We start from the raw sequence: 24905 nt of genomic DNA, 5'->3' as shown, positions 1-24905 counted from the left end.
GGAATGACTAGGGAAATGAATCCGCAAGAAATACTTATAGCTCAAGCTCAACCGCCAGCAAATCAAACCATATTTACAACTCAGACACCAAGTGTCCCCAATGATACCGATGGCGTCCCTTATGAATTAGGTTTGAAGTTTCAGAGCACAAGGGCAGGTCAAATTACGGCAATTCGCTACTGGAAAGCGGTGAGCGAAACTGGCTCTCATGTCGGGAGAATTTGGTCATCAACAGGTACTATCCTAGCAAGTATTAATTTCACTTCAGAGACAGCCTCTGGTTGGCAGCAGCAGGCTCTTACCACTCCACTAAACATTCAAGCCAACACCACCTATGTAGTTACCGTTAATACCAATGGCTTTTTCGCTGTCACATACAACGGTGCGTTGACAAACTCAGTTGTCAACGGGGATTTGAGAACAGTCGCGGACAATAACAATGGGGTGTATGGTAATCCAGGTACTTTGCCAACCAATTCTTACCAAAACGCCAACTATTTCCGCGACATAGTATTCGTTGCCAGTAATACTACGCCGCCGAGATCTAATGCCATTACTTTGGAAAACCAAAAACCAGGCACGACAAACTGGAGGATTACCAACCAAGCTTCTAATGAAATTGCCGGCTATGCTGTGGCAACAAGTGTCAATAAGGGGGGTTCTTTAGGGATCAAAGTTTCCCTAGCACAACCAGGACAGTACACAATAGATGTCTACCGCTTGGGTTACTATGCAGGCAGCGGCGGTAGGCTGGTGTTGAGTAGTGGTTCTCGCAATGGAATTACGCAACCTGCTTGTAAATTTACCCGTGCTACCAGACTTTTGGAGTGTAGTAACTGGTCAACCTCCTACACTTTAGCCGTCGGCTCGGACTGGACTAGTGGTCTGTACATTGCCAAACTCACTGACAGTAGAACTGGTAAGCAGTCATATGTGTGGTTTGTCGTCCGCGATGATAGCAGAACTTCTGACATATTATTCCAAAGTAGCTTTAACAACCATCTGGCTTATAGCAACTATGGTCCGGTGGGCAGTCGTTACAGCTTGTACCCATTTAATAGTACGAATCTACAAAGAGCGGTCAAAGTTTCCTACGACCGACCATTCTCACAAACGACGACGGAAACTGGCGAGTTCAACAACTTACTGCGTTGGGAGTACAACATGGTGCGGTGGCTGGAGTCTCAAGGCTATGACCTATCCTACGTTACAAACGTAGATGTGCACTCGAACTCGCAGTTGCTACTTAAGTACAAAGTCTTCTTGTCGGTAGGTCATGATGAGTACTGGTCAAAAGAACAGCGCGATCATGTCGAGCGAGCTCGCGATGCTGGAGTCAACTTGGCGTTTTTCTGCGCGAATAGTGCCTACTGGCGTGTACGCTTTGAGAACAGCACCATTACTGGGCAAGCCAACCGGGTGATGGTATGTTACAAACAAGCAGCTACAGCAAGCGAACCCACAGACAAGTTTCGCAGCCAACTGAATAATCGTCCGGAGAGCGCCTTACTCGGAGTGATGTATGTTGCTGACGAAGATGTTGTCTACGGCGGGTTCGATTTTGTGGTCAAAAATAGCAGCGATCCCTACTACGCCAACACAGGACTAAAAGACAACGATACTCTTGGTCGATTGGTGGGTTTTGAATGGGATCGAATTAATGCAAATGCGTCTCCAAACGGACTAGTGATTCTGGGTGAATCGCAATTCCCAGGAGCAAGGCAGGATATAGATAATACCGATATTGAAGGTTTTCCCAGTGGAACCGATCCCCGGGTTTCACACGCAGTTCGCTACACTGCACCTAGTGGTGCTAAGGTGTTTTCAACTGGCTCAATTCAGTGGATGTGGGGATTGGACAGTGATGGTGTCGATGGACCTCGCGAAGATAATCGTGCCAAGCAAATAGCTGTCAATGTCTTTGCCAGCATGGGAGCCAGACCCCTAACTCCCAGCGCTAACATCATTGTGCCTTAAAAAGATTGTGGAGCCATAAAGCAAATTTCCCTCTTTAAGTAATAGGAATGTAAGTAGTTGTGAATCTGAGAATCAGACGTAGACGATTTGGACAGTTAGCTCTAGCCAGTGCCGCTACAGCAGCGATCGCCAACCTGGGAACTAAAGCAGTTGCCCAGCAGTCATCGGGTATCCTTTTTGGGGTACGCTTTAGCAGTGATAGCGCCGCCGAAAATATCTTAACCATTTACCAATATAGCTAACACTACGCCAGGATTAACCCTGTTCTCTTCCAACGTGGCTACTGGTAGCACAATCGCTACCCTTCAAATTCCGACTACTACTGTCAGCAACCAAGATTTACCTATTAATCTTACACCAGCACTAACAGATGTCGAGTCGATCCAAGAGCGGTTAACTAATCTCACTACCCAACCCAATGGCATCTTGGTTAGTACTGTTGTATCAACTACAGACGAAGGCACCGCCACGAGGTTGATTTTCAAAAGTCCTAACCCTTCTCAACCTCCAGATAGTGTGAAACTATTTGGATTTCCAAATAATAACAGTACGGTTGAAAGTTTAGTGCCAATCACCGGAAACAACTTTATCGGTTTAATTAGTACAAATGGAAGCACTTTGCCTTTTGAATTGGCAACTATTGAGCGTACCACAGGCAATGTAATTTCAGGTGCTAATTCTGGTCTACCCAGACTAGATCCAACGCGAGGCTACGGTACTCTGGCTCAATCCCCAGATGGAACAATTTACATTGTTACAGTTGGCAGAGAAGGTACAGCAACTTTAGCGCAGGTAAACGTCGGCAGCGGAATTAACACAATCGTGCCATTGACCTTTAATAACAAACCTTTAGGAAATGGCTTGTTGAGCTTAACTATCTCTCCATCAGGTGAACTTTATGCGCTTGCCAATCCCAACTATGAGGACATTAATTCTCTGTTCATCATCAATCCTAGAAGCGGAGAGTTGACTTTAGTCAGACAATTCGACGCTGACCAAATTACGTTTACTTTTTTATAAAGTAAATTGAGCATAAGCTTTCCAAAGCGTGTAATTAGTTTTAGAGTTAGACGTTTTGGAAAGCTTATCATTTGTGATCTAAGCGATCGCATTAATTTAATTTTAGTAATGCTTGTAGGTTGGGTTGAGGAACGAAACCCAACCAGTTAGTTTGAAATCGTTGGGTTTCGCTCTGCTCAACCAACCTACTAAGAGATTAATAAAATTTATCACCCTAAGTACGGGAGAGCCTTTACTCTTCTGGTTAATTCTGCTGATTTATTATTTCTTGAACTCGGAGAGTGACAGAAGAGGGATAAACTCTTTACGTTAGTTACGCGGTACAGGAAATTTGGTGTATTAAGCTTTAGGAGAGTGTTTCGTTGATCTAAACAATACTGCCCCTCAACTTCCTTCATTAGAAGTTGAGTCGGGCAGTATCAATTTAGCGAGTTGCTTATTCAAAACTAATTAAACAGCGTTGGCAAGATAGATTAAATAAAGTGAGTGCGCCTGCCCTAAATTTCATGCTAATTTCATCTTTAGGTGTGAAACTGGTAGTTGAGTGCAAAAAACACCAATTAGTAAGCAAAACTAATGTAATGATTTATACGTAAGCACTTGTTCGCTATTACTTTCCACCTATTTAAAAACTATTATCCCTATGCCTTACTCTGTGCGTCCCCAATTACCTACTACAACATGTTATATATCTGGTGTAATTTTAAGCTTGCTGTTACTATCAACTCCCGCAGCGACAATAATTAGTTTGCTGCTGGTCACTCCCACGACTGTATTAGCAGGTGCAGGACACGACCATAGTGGTGCAAGTTCATTTCAGGGAGGAGGAGAAACAGGTGGTCCTGTTGAGGTTGATGCGGAAACTGCCCAACGGTTAGGAATTAAACTCTATCCAGTGAAAAAGCAGCAGCTAGATGTTGGTATTAAAACTACAGGACAGATTGAAACTTTACCAGACCAAAAAGTTGAGGTGACTGCACCCCTAACAAGTAAAGTAGTTGAGTTATTAGTAAAACCAGGTAGTAAAGTCAAAAAAGGTCAGCCCGTTGCTGTTGTCGCCTCACCTGAGTTGGTAGAATTGCGCGTGGGTTCCCTTGAAAAACAGGCGGATGCCCAAGCTGCTATGCAAAAGGCACAAGCGGATTTAAAATTAGCCAAAGAAAATCTAGAGCGTCAGCAACAAATATCTGATGCCGAAATAGCACAAGCGCTCGCGCAACTTAATGCAGCACAAGCACAGTATAATCGGGACTTGGCTTTGGTAAATCAGCGCGGAGTCTTAAAAGTCGCTCAAGAAAACCTCAAACGTCAACAGCAAATCGCTAATGCCGAAATCGCCCAAGCCACTACGGAAGTTGCTGTTGCCCAAGAGCAATATGACCGAGATCAAGAACTGGTTGAGAAAGGAGCACTACCAAGACGGCAGATGCTAGAGTCACAAGCCAAACTGGAAAGGGCAAAAGCGGAACTCGCCAGAGCAAAAAGTCTCCCCCAAGTAGTTCAAGCTGAAAGTGAAGTCAAACGTGCTGAAGTAGACTTACCCTTGCGGGAATTACGAAATTCTCAATCTCGCGTAGCAGAAGTACAAGCGCAACTGAAAAGAGTAGAAACCCGACGGGATGTTTTGGAAGCACAAGCACAACTAAAACGCGCCCAATCGGATGTTGAGGTAGCACAATCTCGACTTAGCCTCAGTAAAAATACGTATGAAACACGCTTGCAACAACTGGGAACTACCGCGAATGCCAAAGGATTGGTGACAATCACTGCTCCCATTTCTGGTACAGTTGCTGATCGCAATGTTAGCCAAGGTCAATCGCTGCAAGATGCAGGGGGCAAACTAATGATGATTGTAAACGACGGTCGTGTATTTGCCGTAGCAAATATTTATGAAAAAGATTTAGACAAAGTGAAAAATGGTCAAAGGGTAAGAGTAAAAGTTGCTTCCTTACCTAACCAAACTTTTGAAGGCAGAATTGCACAGATTGGTACAGCTGTACAAGGGGAAACAAGAGTTGTACCCGTACAAGCCGAACTAAATAATTCTAGCGGTTCGCTCAAACCGGGAATGTTTGCTCAATTAGAGGTAATCACCGACAAAACTGCTTCGTCTTTATTAGCAATTCCCACTTCGGCTATAGTTGATGCCAATGGTAAAAAATTAATCTACGTGCAAAATGGTAACGCCTTTCAACCAACTGAAGTTACTTTAGGGCAAACCTCTGGGGATATGGTGGAGGTGAAAACTGGTTTGTTTGAAGGTGATATGATAGTTACTCAACGATCGCCACAATTATATGCACAGTCTTTACGGGGTGGAAGTAAGAAAAAAGAGGGGGATAATCACGGTGAAGAAGAACATGCACATGAAGAAGAGACTGAGGTTAAAGCTAATAATTTTCCCATACCTCTGTGGTTGATTGCAGGAGGAGGAGGTTCTTTCGTTACTGCGATCGCTTTTTGGGCTAGTAATTTATTGTCAGGTCGTCGTAAGGGTTTGCTGGCAACAGCAGGTGTTCCTCAAGAGGCTGTAACTTATGAAACCGAAACCGAGATTCATCTCGATAACCATAAGCAGCCAATATCTACTGCACCTGTACAGATTGAAAATCAAGACAATCTTCAGCGACCACATTAATTAGGAATCACTACAATAAGTGTTGTCAATGCTTTAGGACTTGCGCGTCAACGTTCTCAACAAGCCCAAGTTTTCGTTGCCCACAGTTACGATGTCTCAAATTTCAGGTAAAAAGCGAGTATACTCAGCACTGCTGAGTATTTTTTTATTTAGAAATGCTATAGCAGTCCTAAATCATTCGTGAAAAGTTAGATTCCCGACTTCTTAAAAAAGTCGGGAATCTGAACACCGTGAATTTTCACAAATCATATGGGATTGCTCTATATAAATTTATAAACAATCAACACTTTTATGTTCAAAAAACTTATCCTCTAAATTAATATTTTCAGATCTGCTGAAATTTCATCCTAATTTCATCAATACTTGTAAAACTGTATAGAGTAAGTAATTTTAGTCAGTTAAAAAACCCAATTATTTGGATAAATTTTTCTGGTTTGAGTGATTTTAATACTGATTAAAACCGGCAAGTTTTAATTATAAAAGATATTTCTTACCTGCACTAAATCAAAAATATAGGTTTGGGAATGGGTAATTAACTTGCTTATTTAAGTCATTAAAGAAAGCGTACACAGCACTACTTGCTTTAATGCAAAGACGGAAGTAGACAAATTAGTTGATCTGAAATTTAATCATGAGAAAGCTTGAAAGTATTAAACATAAAGGCTCTTTGAGCAAAGATATACTAGCGTCTATTGTTGTATTTCTCGTTGCTCTTCCGCTGTCAATGGGAATTGCGATCGCTTCGGGAGTTCCTCCGGCTCGTGGTTTGGTGACAGGAATAATTGGTGGAATAGTTGTCGGGGCTATTTCCGGTTCCCCATTGCAAGTCAGTGGTCCAGCCGCTGGGCTAGCGGTTATTGTTGCGGAACTAGTTCGGAACAACGGTATCGAAATGCTTGGTTCGGTTATACTCTTAGCAGGTCTGATACAGTTGCTAGCGGGAGTATTCAAGTTTGGTAAGATATTCCGCGCCATATCTCCAGCAGTTATTTATGGGATGCTTGCAGGTATTGGCGTACTAATTTTCGCTTCCCAATTCCATGTAATGCTTAAAGAAAAGCCGCGTGCTACTGGAATTGAGAATCTAATTTCGATTCCCATATCTGTTTATCATACTTTTTTTGACTATGACAACGTTAGCCATTTGATGGCGGCTTTTATCGGTGTTACTACCTTGCTCATGCTTCTACTGTGGGATAAATTCAAGCCGCGAAGATTGAAATTACTACCCGGAGCATTAATTTCTGTAGTGGTTGCCAGCACTATAGCCAACTTGCTCCATCTGTCAATTCCCTATGTTAACGTATCTTCTATAACCGAAGCAATTCAAGTGCCAACGCCTGTAAACTTGATTCATTTGCTAAATCCACAGATTCTCATATCCGCGATCGCAATCGCCTTTATTGCCAGTGCAGAAAGTCTACTTTCGGCAGCAGCGGTTGCCAAAGCTGGCTTCTATTTTAGAACAAATGCCAGCAAATACTGAGTTGTATGTTCACCTTGAGAAATTAGCTTATATTGACCATTCTTGCCTTGATTGGTTATCAATGTGGGCAGAGCAACAACAACAGAGAGGAAATAAGGTAATTATGCACTGGGATCGACTGGAGAATCGCTTCCGCAGACCTTTTCAAGATTAAAATGATAAACTTGAAACGCGGTAGCGCTTAAAGAAGTCAAATTTTTAGTGGGATGCTTCTTAATTTCATGCCAATTTCATCTCTATGTGAAAAACTGTAAAGTAAGTGGTTGAGTTTACTCCAGGAATAACTTCCCCGAGTCAAACCCCTATCTACCAAAACCGCTCTCCTAAATTCCGCTTGGAACGCCAATGTCCAAGCGACAATCTAGTAAGTCAAGGATATTTTTAGTGATGAGAATCTCTAACCGTCTTCAACAACCTACAGCGATTAGTTACATTTCTTGCACGCTTCTGAGCTTGCTAGTGTTAGCGAGTCCCAGCGTTGTGTTGGCTGGTGCTGGACACGATCACAGTGGTGCAAGTTCGTTTCAAGCTGGAGGCGACGCAAATAGTCCAGTTAATGTTGATGCAGAAACTGCCCAACGATTAGGAATTAAAGTCGAACCCGTAAAGCGCCAACCTCTCGCCCTTGGTATAAAAAGTACCGGACAAATTGAAACTTTACCCAGTCAAAAAGTAGAAGTAACGACTCCAATTACTGAGGCAAAAGTAGTAGAGTTGTTGGTAGAACCTGGTGCAATAGTCACAAAAGGTCAACCTGTTGCCGTCGTCACAAGTCCTAGCTTGGTAGAGTTGCGCGTCACCTCCCAAGAAAAACGTGCGGATGCGATCGCTTCAATACAACAAGCCCAAGCAGATTTAAGATTGGCTCAACAAAATAGAGAGCGATATTTGCAGATAGCCCAAGCTGAGATAGCGCAAGCCCAAAGCCTAGTAGCATTTTCTCAAGAAAAATACAATAAAGATACACAGTTAGCCGATGCTGGCGCTCTCCCGCGTCGCAATGCTCTAGAATCTCAAACTCAACTGGCGGAAGCTAGAGCTAAACTCACATCCGCTAACAGCCAACGGGATGTGATTGAAGCTGAGGCACAACTGAAACGTGCCCAGTCAGCCGTTCAAGTAGCACAGGAACGTTTCAGGCTCAGTCAATCTACGTATAACACTCGGCTGCAACAATTAGGAAACCGTCCCAACTCCAAAGGATTAGTGACAGTGACGGCTCCAATTTCCGGTAAAATTGCCGACCGTGAAGTTACTATTGGTCAAACTTTTAACGATGCAGGTGGTAGATTGATGACTATTGTTAACGATAGTCGGGTATTTGCCACGGCGAATATTTATGAAAAAGATTTAGATAAAGTAAAAATTGGTCAAAGGGTGAATTTGAAAGTGTCTAGTTTACCTGACCGCAGCTTTTCTGGACGAATTACCCGAATTGGTACAGTAGTACAAGGAGAAACACGGATTGTACCAGTACAAGCCGCAGTGGATAACCCAAAAGGACAACTCAAACCCGGAATGTTCGCCGAACTGCAAGTATTGACAGGTGAACAATCCGTACCTACCTTAGCAATACCTGCAACGGCTGTGGTTGATGCCAATGGTAAAAAAATTGTCTACGTACAAAATGGCAATGCATACCAAGCAGCAGAAGTTACTTTAGGGCAAACGAATGGTGACACGGTTGAGGTGAAGACTGGTTTGTTTGAAGGTGATATGATTGTTACCCAGCGTGCGCCACAACTTTACGCTCAGTCTTTACGTGGTGGAAGTAAGAAAGAAGAGGGACACGACCACGGCGAAGAGGGAAATAGTGAAGACGCAGTTAAGGCAGAAAACAAAAGTGAGTTGCCTTTGCCGTGGTTTTGGTTAATACCTGGTGCTGGAATTTTACTGGCATTTGGCTTTATCGCAGGTCGTCGTACTCAACCTCGTTTGGCGATGGAGGGAAATTCCCAATTCGACCTAGTTAGATATGAGACAGAACCAGAAGTTCATATCAACAACTCCAAACATCCAGCTGCGTCGCATTTGGCCTCATTAACAGATAAAGAAGACCAGAAATAGGGCAAACGCATCTAATTTTTGAAATACCCACTGCGTAAGGGCTTCAGCTATAACAGTATTTATGCTTATAGTTTGATGAAACCCCTGCTATGTAAGGCATCCAGAATTTATATGCGTTTGCCCTAAGACCAGAAATAATTCAAAATTTAAAATATAAAATAATGCTTGGAAACATTGTAAGGTGGGTAATTGACCGACGTTGGCTCGTCGTCTTGGCTACAGTTATTATTTCGCTCTGGACATTTTACGTTATTCCCCAGATGCCGTTGGATGTACTCCCAGCCTTTGCACCACCACAAGTTGAAATTCAAACCGAAGCTCCCGGACTGGCGCCAGAAGAATTAGAATCTTTAGTAACTTTACCGATAGAAAGTGCTATTAATGGAACACCGGGAGTCACCGCAGTTCGTTCTTCAAGCGCAGCAGGTATTTCTGCGGTCAAGGTAATATTTAATTTGGGAACAGATATTTACCAAGCACGTCAACTAGTCACCGAACGCCTGCAACAAGCTACTAGTAAGCTGCCACCGGGAGTAGAAACACCACAAATCGCCCCTACTAGTTCGCCCATTGGTTTAGTTGTTCAATACGCTTTTACTATCGAAGAAGGCGAATCTCAACGCGAAAATTCCCAATCCAAAATCGACCTAATGGAAGTACGCCGAATAGTTGATTGGCAAGTAACAAACCGCCTTTTAGCTGTTCCGGGTGTAAGTCAAGTATTGAGTTATGGCGGGGAAACACGCCAATTTCAAGTATTAGTAGACCCAGTCAAATTAGCCGCTTTTAATGTTACTTTAGAGCAAGTTACAAATGCTACTAAAGCCGCAAATGTCAATGCACCCGGTGGTTATTTAATTACGCCAGATACAGAAAAATTAATTCGAGGTATCGGACGGATTGAATCAATTGAAGATTTAAAAAAGTCAACTATTACTTCGCGTAATGGAGTACCCGTTAGACTCCAAGATGTTGCCGACGTGCAAATTGGTGGTGCTGTTAAACGTGGTGATGGTAGTTTTAACGGCAAAGAAGCAATTATTCTAATGGTAAATAAACAGCCCATTGCTGATACTCCTACTGTCAGCCGTGCGATCGAAGGGGCAATGGAAGAAATTAAAGCTGGTTTGCCTAAAGGAGTCAAAGTTACCACGACATTCCGCCAAGATAGTTATATTGAATCTTCGGTTGAAAACGTTCGTTCATCACTAGTTCAAGGTAGCATTATTGCAGCAGTAATTCTGATTCCCTTTTTAATGAATTGGCGCACGCTTGCTGTATGTTTACTTAATTTTTTCCTAACATTGCTATTTGGATTGCTGACGCTTTCTTGGTTGGGTATTGGACTCAATACTATGACTTTAGGAGGTTTAGCAGTAGCTATTGGTACGGCGATTGATGACGCAATTGTTTATAGTGAAAATATTTATAGAAGATTGCGTGAGAATAAAACTTCTTATAACCCACTACCTCCATTAGAAATTATTTTTGAAGGTTCGGAAGAAGTTCGTGATTCACTAATTAATGCCACAATTATTGGTATTATTGTTTTCTCACCAATTTTTACCTTACCAGGTATCGAAGGTCGCATTTTTACACCAATGGGTATTTCTTATTTGGTGGTAGTTGTAGTTTCAAGTTTAGAATCAATATTAGTGTCTCCAGCTTTATGTGCAATTTTATTACCTAATGTTAGGGGGACAAAACGGGAACCTTGGTTAGCGAGATTATGTAAAAGTATTTACGCTTCTTGTTTAAACTTTGCAACTCGATATTCAATATTAATTATTGGTGCTTCTTTAGCTCTAACAGTAGCTGCAATCGCAATTATTCCTTCTTTTGGTAGAGCTTTTTTACCAGAGTTTCAAGAACAAACTTTGGTAAACACTGTGAGCTTAATGCCTGGTGTCTCATTAGAAGCTTCTACCAAAGCTGGCTATGCGTTGGAAGAAGCACTTAAAAATGACAGCAGATACAAATTTATTCAAACACGTTCGGGACGCGCTTCTGGAGATGCCGAAGCAGCAGGTGTTAACGTGGCACACGTTGATATTGAATTAACTGCTCTGGGAATGAAAAACCGCGAAAAAACTCTGAATGACTTACGCAAAGAATTTGAGAAAATACCAGGTGCGGCACCAAATGTTGGCGGTTTTATCTCTCACCGGATGGATGAAGTATTATCTGGGGTTCGCAGTGCGATCGCTGTAAAAATTTTTGGTTCCGACTTATCTGAACTGCGAAAAATTGGGCAGCAAATTGAGGAGCAAATGAAAACAGTTAATGGTGTTGTAGATTTGTACCTTGAACCACAAGTTCCTGTACCTCAAGTTCAAATTAAATTTGACAGAGAAGCTTCAAGTCGTTACGGGCATTCGGTGGGACAAATAGCTAACATTATAGAAACTGCGCTCAATGGACAAGTCGTTTCTCAAGTTTTAGAAAATCAACAATCTTTTGACCTGATAGTGTGGTTAAAACCAGACGCACGGCAAAATCTGCAAACGATCAGTAATTTATTAATTGATACTCCTAATGGGCAAAAAATTCCTTTAGGTAGCATTGCTATAATCGATAATGGGACTGGTCCAAATACAATAAATCGTGAGAAAGTTTCCCGTTTGATAATTGTTTCTGCAAACGCTAAAGGTCGAGATATGCGCTCAATTGTTAACGAAATTGAAGCTAAAGTTAAACAAAATATTCAAGTACCTGCGGGCTATTTTATTCAATATGCAGGTCAATTTGAAGCAGAGGAACGAGCTACCCAAAATATTCTTGTTTTTAGCGCGATCGCATTTGTTGCAATTACGGTACTAATGTATCTTTCGGTGAAATCTATCCCTCCTACTATCATGATTATGATTAACTTACCGATTAGTTTGGTAGGAGGTGTAATTGCAGTAGCATTAACTGGAGGAGTTATTTCGGTTGCATCTTTAGTGGGGTTTGTTTCCCTGTTTGGGGTAGCGACTCGTAACGGTTTATTATTGGTTGATAATTATAATAGTAAATTCGCCGAGGGAATGCCGTTGAATGATATTATTTACAAAGGGTCAATGGAACGACTCAATGCTATTTTGATGACGGCTTTAACTTCCGCTTTGGGCTTGGCGCCAATGGTATTTCAAGGTGGACCTGGACAAGAACTTTTGCAACCATTGTCAGTTGTTGTTTTTGGCGGGTTGTTTACTTCGACAGCTATAACTTTGCTGGTTTTACCTGCTTTGTATACGAAATTTGGTAAGTATTTGTTTCCGAAGAAAACAGACGAAGTTGAACCCAGAGATGATAAGTTTTTTATGCATATGTAGGATATTGGCTGAGGAGTGTTGAAAAATTCATTTACTTAGCAAGTACTAAAAATGATATTCTTCAGACAAAAAATAAAATTATTCTTTGTTCCTGCTTTTTTCAAAAGTCGAGATTAGAACTAATCACCTCAGTAACTGTTTTTTAGTAATTTTAATAGTCTGACTTCATCATTTAAAATGTATGTCTAGTTCAACACTCGAATCAACTCTAATTTACAGTCAAAGAAAAGAATCCATACCTACAACTGATTTAGTCCGTACTTATCTCCGTAAAATAGGAGATATACCTCTGTTAAGTCATGAGCAAGAAGTTTATTTCGCCACACAAGTCCAACAGATGATGGTGTTGCTTGCTGCAAAGGAAGAACTATCTAAGAAATTACAGCGCGAACCTAGAGTACAAGAATGGGCTGAAAAAGCGAATTTAAGTGAAGAGACGCTGCTTAAACAATTTAGCGATGGACAAATCGCCAAGCAAAAAATGATAACGGCTAATTTGCGTTTGGTAGTATCAATTGCTAAAAAATATCAGAAACGCAACCTAGAATTTATGGACTTAATTCAGGAAGGTACATTAGGACTAGAACGCGGAGTTGAGAAATTTGACCCAACTCTGGGGTATAAGTTTTCAACTTATGCTTATTGGTGGATTCGTCAAGGAATCACACGCGCGATCGCACAACAATCCCGCACCATTCGTTTACCCATTCACGTTTCTGAGAAGCTAAATAAAATCAAGCGCATTCAACGAGAATTATCTCAAAAGCTAGGTCACATGCCTAGCGTGACAGAAATTGCCCAAGCACTAAATTTAGAGCCTAGTCAAGTACGAGAGTGTTTACAGTTTGCTCGTCAACCTGTTTCCCTAGATATGCGAATTGGACCCGAACAAGATACCCCATTGCAGGATATGCTGGAAGATGATCAATTATCTCCCGAACACTACACCGAGCGGGAACTACTTTACCAAAATGTTCATAACTTATTAACAAACCTCACTCCCCAACAGAAGGAAGTGCTAACTTTACGTTTTGGTTTAGTAGAGGAATACGAACTTTCATTAGTGCAAATTAGTCGGCGTATGGGTATTTCTAGAGAACGAGTGCGACAAATAGAAAAACAAGCTCTCAGCCTTCTTAAACAGCACATAGATAAAGTAAAAAGCTATTTATTTAGCTAACTTATTATAGAGTTAACTGCACAAATATGTTACGAAAATTTTCAACTTGTTTCTGGAATTGAAGCCATAAGTAACGCATCTGTGTCTTGGTTTATACGATTAAACTGGCTTCTGCAAAAATCTTACAGGCATAGATGTTAATGCGTATGTCTGATTTTATTCTTATTTTAGTATTTCTCGAATAATTTTCATTTTAAATAACAACGATAATTGTTCTTATTTTAGATTTAAATGATAACAATTATCATTTTATAACAGAATTTATAGCTACTAATTTGGCTTGACTTAAAGCTAAATTATTAACATAATTAAGATATCAAAATAGATAAGTTTTAGATAAAATACATCAATAGTCAGCTAATCTCCTAGATAAACTAGAGAGAAAACAAAGGAAGCCGTTTCTATAGTCACCAGCCTGGTGATGGAATGATTTCAAACCCTGTTCTTTGCCATTAGAGAAACACAATCATGAAAAAGCCACCATCAAAGCAATCGGGCGGTTCCGCTTGCTGTAGTCATGAAGACGAGCACAGCCATGCTCACCAAGCACACAACCACGATGACCACGATCATGGTCATCGTCACGGCGACGGAGATTTTAACCTCAAGTCGGAATTGGCTCCTGTTGTTGTGGTCGTTATTCTGTTTGCACTCGGTTCAATTTTTGAAAAACAGCTACATAATACGCCATACTCTATTGGAGAATATCTTGTTTTAATCCCTGCCTATCTCTTAAGTGGCTGGAATGTCTTGACTAGCGCTGGGCGTAATATACTCCGAGGCAGAGTGTTTGATGAAAATTTTTTGATGACTGTGGCAACTCTGGGCGCGATCGCCATCCATCAACTACCAGAAGCAGTAGCGGTGATGTTGTTTTTCAGAGTTGGCGAATTATTCCAAGAATATGCTGTTGGTCGTTCTAAGAAATCTATCAAATCTCTTTTAGAAGTTCGCCCTGACTATGCTAACTTGCAGACAAATGGCGATGTCAAAAAAGTGTCACCAGACACCGTAGCCGTAGGGGATATCATCGTTGTCAAGCCAGGGGAAAAGATTCCATTGGACGGTGATATTATAGAGGGTGATTCTCAAGTCGATACTTCGGCATTAACCGGAGAGTCAGTGCCGCGAATTGTCAAAGTCGGGGAACCCGTTTTAGCTGGGATGATCAACAAAACCGGCTTTCTCGCCATCAAAGTAACTAAATTGTTTGGTGAGTCTTCCATAGCCAAGATTTTGGATTTGGTGCAGAATGCTAGCAATAAAAAAGCCGAAACAGAAAAATTTATTACTAGGTTTGCCAGATACTACACACCGATTGTCGTTTTCCTCTCACTAGGAGTAGCTCTAATTCCCCCTCTATTCATTCCCAACGCAGATCGATTCCTCTGGGTTTACCGCGCCCTCATCCTGTTGGTTATTTCCTGTCCCTGTGGACTGGTTATTAGCATTCCACTGGGCTACTTTGGGGGAGTTGGTGGCGCTGCCAAACGTGGAATTTTAGTTAAAGGCTCTACATATTTAGATGCTCTGACAGCCGTTAAAACAGTTGTTTTTGACAAAACAGGAACCTTGACAAAAGGTGTTTTCAAAGTCACACAAGTTGTGCCTAAGAATGGATTCACTGAGGCGGAATTGATAGCTCTAGCCGCCAAGGTAGAATTGCAATCCAATCATCCCGTAGCTCAATCTATCCGGGACGCTTATGGTAAAAAAATCGATGCATCTGAGGTTAAAGATTACGAAGAAATAGCGGGTCATGGCATCCGAGCTAAAGTGCAAGACAGGGTAGTGCTGGCAGGAAATGACCGTCTGTTACATCGAGAAAACATTGAGCATGATGTTTGTGATGCCGAGGAAACAATTGTTCATTTAGCAGTAGATAATCGCTATGCTGGGTTCATTTTGATTGCTGATGAAATAAAGGAAGATGCTGTAAAGGCTATTTCTAATTTGAAAAAACTGGGCGTTGAGCAAACGGTGATGTTGACAGGAGACAATCAAGCTGTAGCTCAAAGGGTAGCTCAAAAACTAGGTTTAGATTCCTACCTTGCTGGATTATTACCCGAAGACAAGGTGAGTGCAATAGAAAAAATGCTCAGCAAATCAGGAAAAGACAATAAGAAAGTTGTATTTGTAGGTGACGGGATTAACGACGCGCCAGTTATTGCCAGAGCCGATGTAGGTATGGCAATGGGTGGGCTTGGCTCTGATGCTGCGATTGAAACTGCTGACATTGTGATCATGACAGATGCACCCTCAAAGGTAGCTGAAGCGATACAAGTTGGCAGAAAGACTCATAAAATTGTCTGGCAAAATATCATTCTTGCCATGTCAGTTAAAGGAGTATTTATCGCTTTGGGTGCTCTAGGGCTGGCAACGCTATGGGAAGCCATTTTTGCTGATGTAGGCGTGGCTCTGCTTGCCATCTACAACTCTACTAGGGTTCTGAAAGTAAATTAATCTGCATAGGTAGCTAAAGTTAGTGTAAAACCAGAAAAAGTATTTACTGAAATACTAGGACATGATGGGAAAACAAAAGGGTTCTGGTTCTATGGTAGGGTCTTCATGAAACGCAAAAGTTCTATTCCTTGGATTCATCGCTGGTCACGCCCCTTGATCGCGGGGATTGCCTCCCTTGGGGCAGTGGTCACGGCTTATCTCACTTTCGTCAAGTTTACGCAGGGAACCACTGTTTGCCCAACAAAGGGCTGCGATATTGTTCTTGCCAGTCCTTACGCCACTGTGTTTGGTTTACCGCTTGCCCTGTTTGGCTTGATCGCTTACGCCAGCATGGTGGTTTTTGCGATCGCTCCTCTATTGGTCAATTCAAAAGCGCAAAAGCAACTGCGCTCTAACCTAGAAAACTGGACTGGGCTGCTGCTATTTGCAGGCGCAACTGCCATGTTGGTTTTCAGCAGCTACCTGATATATCTGCTAGTATTTGAAATTAAAGCGGTCTGTATATATTGTGTTGCCTCGGCTCTATTTTCAGCTAGCCTGTTTATCCTGGTTATCCTGAGTCGAGATTGGCAAGACGTGGGACAACTCTTTTTCACCGCAATTGTAGTGGGAATGATTGTGCTAGTCGGTACATTAGGCGTTTATGCTGGGGTGAAAAATCCTGAGATCGCTAACCGAGCAGTTCCTGGAGAAGCAGGACTCCGAATCACTACCACGTCAACAGAAGCAGAAAAAGCTCTAGCTGCCCATCTCAAACAGGTCGGGGCGAAGATGTATGGTGCTTTCTGGTGTCCCCACTGCCACGATCAAAAGCAGCTTTTTGGTAAAGAAGCCTTCAGTCAAATCAACTACATTGAGTGCGATCCTAAAGGCAAAAATCCTCAGCCAGACCTCTGTAAAGCTGCCAACGTTAAAGGCTATCCCACCTGGCAAGTCAAGGCTCAGACTGTTTCTGGTACGCAATCACTAGAGAAACTAGCCCAGATTTCTGGCTACAAGGGATCGCGTAACTTCAAGAATTCTCTACCTACTCCTTGATTGCAAACACCAACTTGAAAACTTTAGAAGCTACACCAAGTATCCTGCAGGTAAATACTCTCCGGTTCGTTCTCGAACTGCGGGGTTTCCTGTTTTTAATAGTCGGGGCGCACTTCTTTGAGGCTGAACTTATCCAAAAGCGCCAGAGTTGCTAGTCGCATTAGGGTTGTAGTAGCTTTACGGCAACTTATCCAATTCGCGGCGCTCTATCTTTTAAAAATTTCATCCTAATTTCATCTTGATTTGAGAGAGTAGGAATAGCACCTAATATTTAAATTAACAGTTGCATCAGTAAATATATATCCCCTAAAGGGTATAAAAATGCTCAATTCTATTGTTAAATGGTCGATCGCTCAACGTTGGTTAGTCGTCGGCGCTTCTGTAATTATCAGCTTATGGGGCTTTAACGTCCTCACTCAAATGCCGTTGGATGTATTTCCCAACTTTGCCCCACCGCAAGTTGAAATTATGACCGAAGCCGAAGGACTAGCACCGGAAGAAGTTGAATCTTTGGTGACTCGTCCGATCGAAAGTGTAATTAACGGAACCCCAGGACTCGAAGCATTACGTTCTTCCTCTGCTGTCGGTCTTTCAGCTGTGCGAGTAACCTTCGGTCCGAATACGGACATTTACCGCGCACGTCAACTGGTAACAGAGCGGTTACAACAAGCACGCAGCCAGTTACCGCAAGGTGTAAAAGACCCAGAAATTCTTCCCGTCAGTTCTCCCTTGGGATGGACTGTTAAATATGCCTTTACCTCTGACACTACCCCAATAATGGAGGTGTGGCGGATTGTTAACTGGCAAGTCAAAAACCGCCTCTTAGCTGTGCCTGGTGTCAGTAATATAGTTATATTTGGTGGAGATGAACGTCAGTACCAAGTTTTGGTTAACCCAGATCAACTAAAAGCATTTAATGTCAGCCTCGCAGATGTCACCAAAGCCGCACAAGCAGCTAACGCCAATGCACCGGGAGGATTTTTGATTACTCCCGACCAAGAAACTTTGGTGCGCGGGGTGGGAAGAATTGAATCTATTGAACAATTAAAAAAATCAGTAATTAAAGCCAAAAATGGTACACCCGTACTGCTAGAACAGGTAGCGGACGTGCAAATTGGTGCCGCACTTAAACGCGGCGACGGTAGTTTTGCAGGTAAAAAGGCAGTAATTTTAACAGTCAACAAACAGCCAACAGCTGATACACCGTCGGTAACTAAGGCTGTTGAGAAAGCAATGGAGGAAATTAAAGCTGGTTTGCCCAAAGATGTCAAAATTAAAATAACTTTCCGCCAGGAAGATTTTATCGAAGCTTCGATTAAGAACGTTGAAGAAGCCTTGCGTGACGGTACTATTATTGTCTCTATTGTGCTAATTCTGTTTTTAATGAATTGGCGCACAGTAATTATTAGTTTAAGCGCGCTCCCCGTATCGTTGCTACTGGGGATGGTAATTCTCAAATGGACGGGACAGGGTATCAACACCATGACTTTGGGAGGACTGGTGGTAGCCATTGGTTCTGTAGTAGATGATGCGATTGTGGATATGGAAAACGTCTACCGTCGTCTGCGGGAAAATCAACTTGCAGGAAATCCAGTTCCACCTTTGCAAGTTGTTTTCAATGGTTCGGTAGAAGTGCGGGTGAGCGTTTTGTTTGCCACAATTATTATCGCCGTCGTCTTTGCACCAATTTTCGTCCTCTCTGGTGTGGAAGGGAAAATTTTTACACCGATGGGTTTAGCGTATCTGCTGTCAATTGCTGCTTCTACCTTGGTAGCACTGACATTAACTCCGGCAATGTGTGCTTTGCTGTTGGTGAATACCAGATTACCCAGTACGGAAACTTGGTTAGAAAAACAAACCCATAAAATCTACCGTCCAGCTTTAAAATTCTCATTACGTCGTCCCAAAATAGTTTTAGCAACCGCACTCGCTGGAATTGTGGCTTCATTAGTAATTATGCAGGGGTTAGGGCAAGTATTTTTACCTGAGTTTCAAGACCGTGCCCTTGTAATCGCCGCAGTTCTCATGCCCGGTGAATCTTTGGATGCAACTAACCAAGTGGGGTTGGCGGTAGAAGAAGCTCTGAAAAAGAATCCAGGAGTTGAAACTGCTCAGTTACGCTCTGGACGCGCTCAGGGAGATACGGAGGTAGCTGGTGTCAATGCTGCGGAATTGGATGTGCAATTGAGTGAAGAGGGGGCGAAGGATCGTGATAAAACCATTGAAATGATACGCAAAGAATTTGAAAAAATCCCCGGAGTCGTACCTAATATTGGTGGTTTTATTTCGCACAGGATGGATGAGGTGTTGTCAGGGGTAAGGAGTGCGATCGCCGTCAAAATCTTCGGTCCCGATTTAGAACAACTCCGCACCCTCGGTCAACAAGTGCAATCAGTAATGAGCAATGTTCAAGGTTTAGCTGATTTACAACTCGAACCCCAAGTACCTATGAAACAGGTACAAATTCAATTTGACCGCGATGCCGCAGCACGTTACGGTTTAACAATTGGCGAATTGTCGTCAGAAGTAGAAACTGCTCTCAATGGGCGAGTTGTATCTCAAGTATTAGAGCAGCAACAAACTTTTGATATGGTAGTTTGGCTGCAAGAAAAATATCGTAATAATATCGAAGTTATCAGTAATTTGCTTGTTGACGCACCTAACGGACAGAAAATTCCATTGGCTCAAGTTGCCAAAATTGACTATGGTAAAGGTCCCAATACCATCAACCGTGAAAATGTCTCTCGGTATATTGTTGTATCTACCAACGTTGCTGGACGAGATTTAGGTTCGGTAATTAAAGATATTAGGGACAAGGTTGGGCAGCAAGTGCAATTACCTCCCGGATATTTTATTGAATATGGTGGTCAATTTGAGGCACAAGAAGGAGCAACAAAAACTTTACTTTCGGCTGGGGTATTAGCGTTTATCACCATAGCAGTTTTACTTTACTTTGCTGTCCACTCTATCCCTGCCACAATTATGATTTTAATTAATTTGCCTTTAGCATTAATTGGTGGTGTTATTTCGATTGCTTTGACAAGTGGTATTGTCTCTGTAGCTTCAATGGTGGGATTTATCACTTTATTTGGTGTTGCCGCACGTAACGGATTATTATTAGTTGAAAACTATAATGCTCGGTTAGCAGAAGGGCAACCTTTGCGAGAAGTTTTAATGTCAGGTTCGATGGAAAGACTGGTTGCTATTTTGATGACGGCTTTAGCATCGGCTTTAGGTATGGTTCCATTGGTAATTGGAAGCGGTGCTGGTAAAGAAATCCTTCAACCATTAGCTGTTGTGGTCTTAGGTGGCTTGTTTACTTCCACTGCTCTAACTTTGTTAGTGCTTCCTGCTTGCTATATACAATTTAGTAAGTTTTTGGTTCCCAAAAAGACTACACAAATACAAGATATTGACGTTACCCAAGGCTCTGTTGTATGAAGTATTTGGAATTATTACTTAAAAAGTGTATCATTATTGAATATTTTTCATGGATAAAATCGAATAAAATGAAATAGTACAAAAAAAGAGCGGAAGCAGATATAATCTTGTTTAATCGAAAATTTTGTGCCTTCTAACCACAAAAATGAGATTATTGTTGAGTACACCAACATTTTATAAGGAGTGAACAAATGAAATTCCATAAGTCTAATTTGATTGCTTTGGGAACAATTGGACTCTTATTTTTAGGTGCTTGCAGTGGCGGAACTCAAGAAAATGCCGCAACAAGTAAAACCGAAACCGCTAAAACTGAAACTACAAACACCACAAATACCACTAGTACCAGTACCGACGCAACAAAAACTCAAAGCCCATCCGCACAAGAACATAACGACAAAGACCACTCTCATAAACATGATAAATCCCAAGAAGGTAAAGAACATTCACATGGTGGTCAAGTTGTTGAATCAGGTAAATATCATTTAGAGTTTGTTGCAGAAAAAGAAGATAAAGGAATTCATATAGATTTTTATTTAGAAACGGGAGATAAACACGTTGCAGTACCTAATGCTAAAGTAACGGCTGATATTCAGTCACCGGATGGAAAACAAACAAGGATTCCTTTTACCTATGATGCTCAAGGTAAGCACTACGAAGCGGAGATATCAGAAAAAGCAACTGGACAGTATCAGGCAAGAATTACTGCTGAGGTTGGTGGGGAAAAAGTAAATGGTCGGTTTAGCTTTAATCAGTAATTAGAGGATTTTAGATAGCTAGCAGGGGAGTCATGTCTCATAATCACAGTCACGGAGGTCACGGACACGATCACGGCAGCAGCAATTACAATCGTGCCTTTGTCGTTAGCGTGTCTCTCAATACAGGGTTTGTCATCATCGAAGCAGTTTATGGCATTCTTGCTAACTCCCTTGCCCTGGTTGCCGATGCAGGTCACAATCTGAGCGATGTTTTGGGACTATTACTAGCTTGGGGAGCCAGCATTCTTGCCCGTCGTCGTCCGACACCGCGCCGCACTTACGGGCTGCGTCGCTCCTCAATTTTAGCTGCGCTTTTGAACGCCGTGTTTCTCTTAGTTGTGTCAGGTGGCATTGGCTGGGAGGCTATTCAACGGTTTCGCTCACCTGCTCCCGTCGCGGGGGGAACGATGATAATAGTGGCTTTTATTGGTATCGCTATCAATGCAGGTAGCGCTTTGATGTTTCTATCAGGTCGAAAAGGTGACTTAAATATTCGAGGTGCATTTCTGCATCTAGTTGCAGATGCTGCGGTTTCTGCTGGAGTTGTACTGGCGGGTATTGCAATTATTACTACTGGTTGGCTGTGGTTTGACCCGGCAGTGAGTCTAATTGTGACTGTGGTAATTGTCGCTGGAACTTGGCAATTGTTACAAGAATCTTTAAATTTAATTACAGACGCTGTACCAGCAGGTATTGAACCATTGGCTGTCCGTACCTATTTAGCAGAACTTCCAGGTGTAAGTGGCGTTCATGACTTGCACATCTGGGCAATGAGTACCACAGAAACAGCCCTCTCCGTCCATCTTGTTATACCTGCTGGATATCCTGGTGATGCTTTTTTAGCACGGGTTGTCCAGGAACTTCACGACAATTTCAGCATTGAACATCCAACTATCCAAGTGGAAACTGGCGATTCAAGTTACCCGTGTTCTTTTGTTGAAGAACGTCAAGTTTAATTCAAATTAATTTTATTTTCACAGCATAATTGCGTTCAGGAACAGCAGCAAGGCGCAAACGCTAATCTGATTTTATCTTCTCAACGTAGAGTTTGTATTTTGGTGCTAAAGTATATTATTCATTTCTAAATAAATCTGTACAAGATGCGCTAAAATTTCATCTATATTTCATGTTAATTTCCTATAGTAATCATTAGAAGGCTATCTCTTAGCTTTGACAAATTTATCAGGCTTTTTAGTAACAAAATTGCGGAATGACTAAAAGCCTGACTTACTATCAGGATTGAGAATGAAATATAGCTCAAAATCTAAAAAAACTAGCTTTATACCTCGCTCCATACTGCAAAATATAGAAAAGATAAAACAGACGCTAAGTCCAAATGCAGAGCAAAAGGTAATTGAAGAATTTCGCGCTTTTCGCCAGATCACAATTAGCTCTATTCGTTACTTGCTAATTCTGATGATTGTTCCCTTATTAGTCAATCATTTTTCAAAAATATTTGTTATTTATCCTTTAATTGATAAATTCTGGAACCCAGAAGCATCGAGAATTTTCCTGAACTCTTTTCAAGAAGAAAGAGCTTTAGCTGAATTGAAAAGATTTGAGCGAGAAATTCAGTTTCAAACACTGCTGGGAAAGGCTCCAGAACTTTCTCCCAAAGCTATAGAAGAGAAGGTAAAGGATGAAGCTATTGCATTAGCCCAAAAGTATAAATGGGAAAGTACTGATGCTATCGGTAATATTTTTGCAGACATACTCTCATTATTCTCATTTATTACATTATGTATCTTCGGAAAACAACAGATGAGAGTTATAAAGCTTTTTACTGATGAAATATTCTACGGTTTAAGCGACTCCGCCAAAGCTTTTTTAATTATTCTCTCTACTGATATATTTGTCGGCTATCATTCTCCCTACGCTTGGGAAATTATTTTAGAGAATATCTTAAAACATTTTGGTCTTCCAGACAATAAAAGCCTGATTTCGCTATTTATAGCGACAGTTCCTGTTACTATGGACACAGTTTTCAAATATTGGGTTTTTCGTTACCTTAACCGTAGTTCCCCTTCAGCCGTAGCCACTTACCGTAATATGAACGAATAATTTTCCCAACCAGTCAAAATTTCATCCTGATTTCATAGTGACCTTTTACACTTATTTATTAAAGCAAGCATTTCCAGAAGCTTGTTCTTCTTTCAAGAAGAGGAAACTTCTGACGCTTTATACTTCACAATCTTTAACTTATGTAACTGAACTATTAATTTCATCTTGATTTCATAGTGACCTGTGATACTGCTTAAGTAAAGGTTCATTGAATGAAACTGGCTTGTTGTTGAAACAATTTTTCCTTAAAATCCAATGAAGAGAACGCTGATTTACGCGGGGCCAATGGTCGCTATTGCCAGCATAGCTTTAATTTATAGCAGTTATGCAAATGCTAAGACAAATGATAGCTTGGCTCCTAATGTTGAGAATAAATTGCAATTTACAACTACTAGCTGGCGCCTTGTCAAACATAGTTTCCGATTAAACATTCCCCAGAATGACAAGCCTCTTTCTCAGTTAATTATCGAAACTCCATCGACTGTAGCCGTAAGCAATGATATTGAGGTGCTGTATAGAAATGGTCAGAAAGTGAACATCAATGTTTCTGTGAATGGCAAACAAATTATCATAGATTTTCCTGAAAAAGTCATTTCCAACACTAAACTTTTAATCAACCTTAATAAAGTTAAACAACCAATTACTGGTCCTGCTTCTGTCTATCACTTATCGGTTAAGGTTGTTGGAAGTGATATAGAGATTCCTGTTGGTGTAGCTCAATTTCCCACTTTTTAACTTCTAAATTTTGTTAGTGGCTAAAAATTTCATCCTGATTTCATCAAGACCTGTCGAACTGATAAATAGATGAATAAAGGTAATATTCCTTTATCACATACCTATTTTTTGGCAAACATTGTTAACTACGTGAGGAGTAGATATGAAGAAAACACTGATATACGCTACTGCATTGATTCTAGCTACCGCAGCCTTGCTTCCTGCTAACTATGCAAGTGCTAACGATAATGATGGTAATTTTCCCCATGTTGATGGTAATTCCCAATTTCCTCAAACTCGATGGCAGAATGTTAGACACACTTTCCGAGTACACATCCCCAAAAATAGCCAAGGTGTTACTCAACTAAGCATTGAAGTTCCAAAGACTGTAAGGTGGAGCAATAATGTTAATGATGTCGTTGTAACAAAAGAGAATGATCGGAAAGTTAAGACAAATTTGTCTGTCAATGATAGAACAATCTCATTAGTTTTCGCAGAATCTATTGCTCCTAATACTCAACTAGAAATAGACCTTAAGAATGTCCAACAACCTTTTCGTGGTAATGGTCCCGTTTACCGCTTATTTGCTAAATTTGCTGGTAGTAGTGTAGAAATGCCCGTAGGTGTAGCTAGATTTCGTATCAATTAAGTCAATACTTTCCGCTTCAAGTTTATTTCCCTATTTCTTTCTTTTTCAGAAAAGAGAGGATAGAAATTTTTTATTTCATTTTTTATATATCAATACCGTACA

General features: G+C 41.4%; 17 protein-coding genes. All 17 read left to right on the top strand.

Annotated elements, in window-relative coordinates; translation table 11 throughout:
- The first annotated feature begins 3 nt into the window (after nt 1-3).
- The 17 genes from ICL16_RS08325 (at nt 4) to ICL16_RS08250 (ending at nt 24803) form a co-directional block, all read left to right on the top strand.
- Nucleotides 4-1977 (top strand): DUF4082 domain-containing protein, encoded by a 1974-nt coding sequence (locus ICL16_RS08325; RefSeq protein ID WP_190826376.1) that lies wholly within the window; start codon nt 4-6, stop codon nt 1975-1977.
- Between the two features lie 59 nt (nt 1978-2036).
- Nucleotides 2037-2219, top strand: a complete 183-nt coding sequence (locus tag ICL16_RS08320) for a hypothetical protein (RefSeq protein ID WP_190826375.1) — start codon at nt 2037-2039, stop codon at nt 2217-2219.
- A gap of 34 nt (nt 2220-2253) precedes the next feature.
- On the top strand, nt 2254-2997 hold the full coding sequence (locus ICL16_RS08315; RefSeq protein WP_190826374.1) for a hypothetical protein: 744 nt from the start codon (nt 2254-2256) through the stop codon (nt 2995-2997).
- Between the two features lie 643 nt (nt 2998-3640).
- Nucleotides 3641-5635, top strand: a complete 1995-nt coding sequence (locus tag ICL16_RS08310) for an efflux RND transporter periplasmic adaptor subunit (RefSeq protein ID WP_190826373.1) — start codon at nt 3641-3643, stop codon at nt 5633-5635.
- Between the two features lie 631 nt (nt 5636-6266).
- Nucleotides 6267-7121, top strand: coding sequence for a SulP family inorganic anion transporter (locus ICL16_RS08305; RefSeq protein ID WP_238360669.1), 855 nt, complete (start codon nt 6267-6269; stop codon nt 7119-7121).
- Nucleotides 7105-7275 carry a hypothetical protein gene (locus tag ICL16_RS45450; protein ID WP_238360668.1) on the top strand — a complete coding sequence of 57 codons (171 nt, stop codon included), beginning with the start codon at nt 7105-7107 and terminating at the stop codon, nt 7273-7275. The genes ICL16_RS08305 and ICL16_RS45450 overlap by 17 nt, the downstream gene beginning before the upstream one ends.
- 233 nt (nt 7276-7508) lie before the next feature.
- A complete protein-coding gene (locus ICL16_RS08300; RefSeq protein WP_190826372.1) occupies nt 7509-9188 on the top strand; it encodes an efflux RND transporter periplasmic adaptor subunit in 1680 nt (559 codons plus the stop codon).
- 161 nt (nt 9189-9349) lie between these two features.
- Nucleotides 9350-12502, top strand: coding sequence for an efflux RND transporter permease subunit (locus tag ICL16_RS08295; RefSeq protein WP_190826371.1), 3153 nt, complete (start codon nt 9350-9352; stop codon nt 12500-12502).
- Between the two features lie 181 nt (nt 12503-12683).
- Complete coding sequence (locus tag ICL16_RS08290; protein WP_190826370.1) at nt 12684-13682, top strand: RpoD/SigA family RNA polymerase sigma factor; 999 nt, start codon at nt 12684-12686, stop codon at nt 13680-13682.
- A gap of 468 nt (nt 13683-14150) precedes the next feature.
- Entirely contained in the window at nt 14151-16145 is a 1995-nt protein-coding gene (locus ICL16_RS08285; protein ID WP_190826369.1) for a heavy metal translocating P-type ATPase, read from the top strand.
- A 105-nt stretch (nt 16146-16250) separates the two neighbouring features.
- The gene (locus ICL16_RS08280) at nt 16251-17183 is read left to right on the top strand and encodes a vitamin K epoxide reductase family protein (protein WP_190826368.1); all 933 of its coding nucleotides are present in this window, start codon (nt 16251-16253) and stop codon (nt 17181-17183) included.
- Between the two features lie 321 nt (nt 17184-17504).
- Nucleotides 17505-20624, top strand: a complete 3120-nt coding sequence (locus ICL16_RS08275) for an efflux RND transporter permease subunit (RefSeq protein ID WP_190826367.1) — start codon at nt 17505-17507, stop codon at nt 20622-20624.
- A gap of 191 nt (nt 20625-20815) precedes the next feature.
- Nucleotides 20816-21379, top strand: a complete 564-nt coding sequence (locus ICL16_RS08270; RefSeq protein WP_190826366.1) for a hypothetical protein — start codon at nt 20816-20818, stop codon at nt 21377-21379.
- 32 nt (nt 21380-21411) lie between these two features.
- Nucleotides 21412-22335: a cation diffusion facilitator family transporter gene (locus ICL16_RS08265; protein ID WP_190826365.1), complete on the top strand. Its 924-nt coding sequence runs from the start codon at nt 21412-21414 to the stop codon at nt 22333-22335.
- Between the two features lie 289 nt (nt 22336-22624).
- Entirely contained in the window at nt 22625-23440 is an 816-nt protein-coding gene (locus ICL16_RS08260) for a CemA family protein (protein WP_190826364.1), read from the top strand.
- Nucleotides 23441-23695: 255 nt separating this feature from the next.
- A complete protein-coding gene (locus tag ICL16_RS08255; RefSeq protein WP_190826363.1) occupies nt 23696-24175 on the top strand; it encodes a DUF2808 domain-containing protein in 480 nt (159 codons plus the stop codon).
- A 142-nt stretch (nt 24176-24317) separates the two neighbouring features.
- Nucleotides 24318-24803: a DUF2808 domain-containing protein gene (locus tag ICL16_RS08250; RefSeq protein WP_190826362.1), complete on the top strand. Its 486-nt coding sequence runs from the start codon at nt 24318-24320 to the stop codon at nt 24801-24803.
- Nucleotides 24804-24905: the final 102 nt, after the last annotated feature.

Origin of the sequence: Iningainema tapete BLCC-T55, from assembly GCF_014698965.1 — a bacterium.
Classification (GTDB): Bacteria; Cyanobacteriota; Cyanobacteriia; order Cyanobacteriales; family Nostocaceae; genus Iningainema; species Iningainema tapete.
The sequence above is the reverse complement of the archived record's forward strand: the minus strand, read 5'-3'. Positions and strand labels throughout refer to the sequence as shown.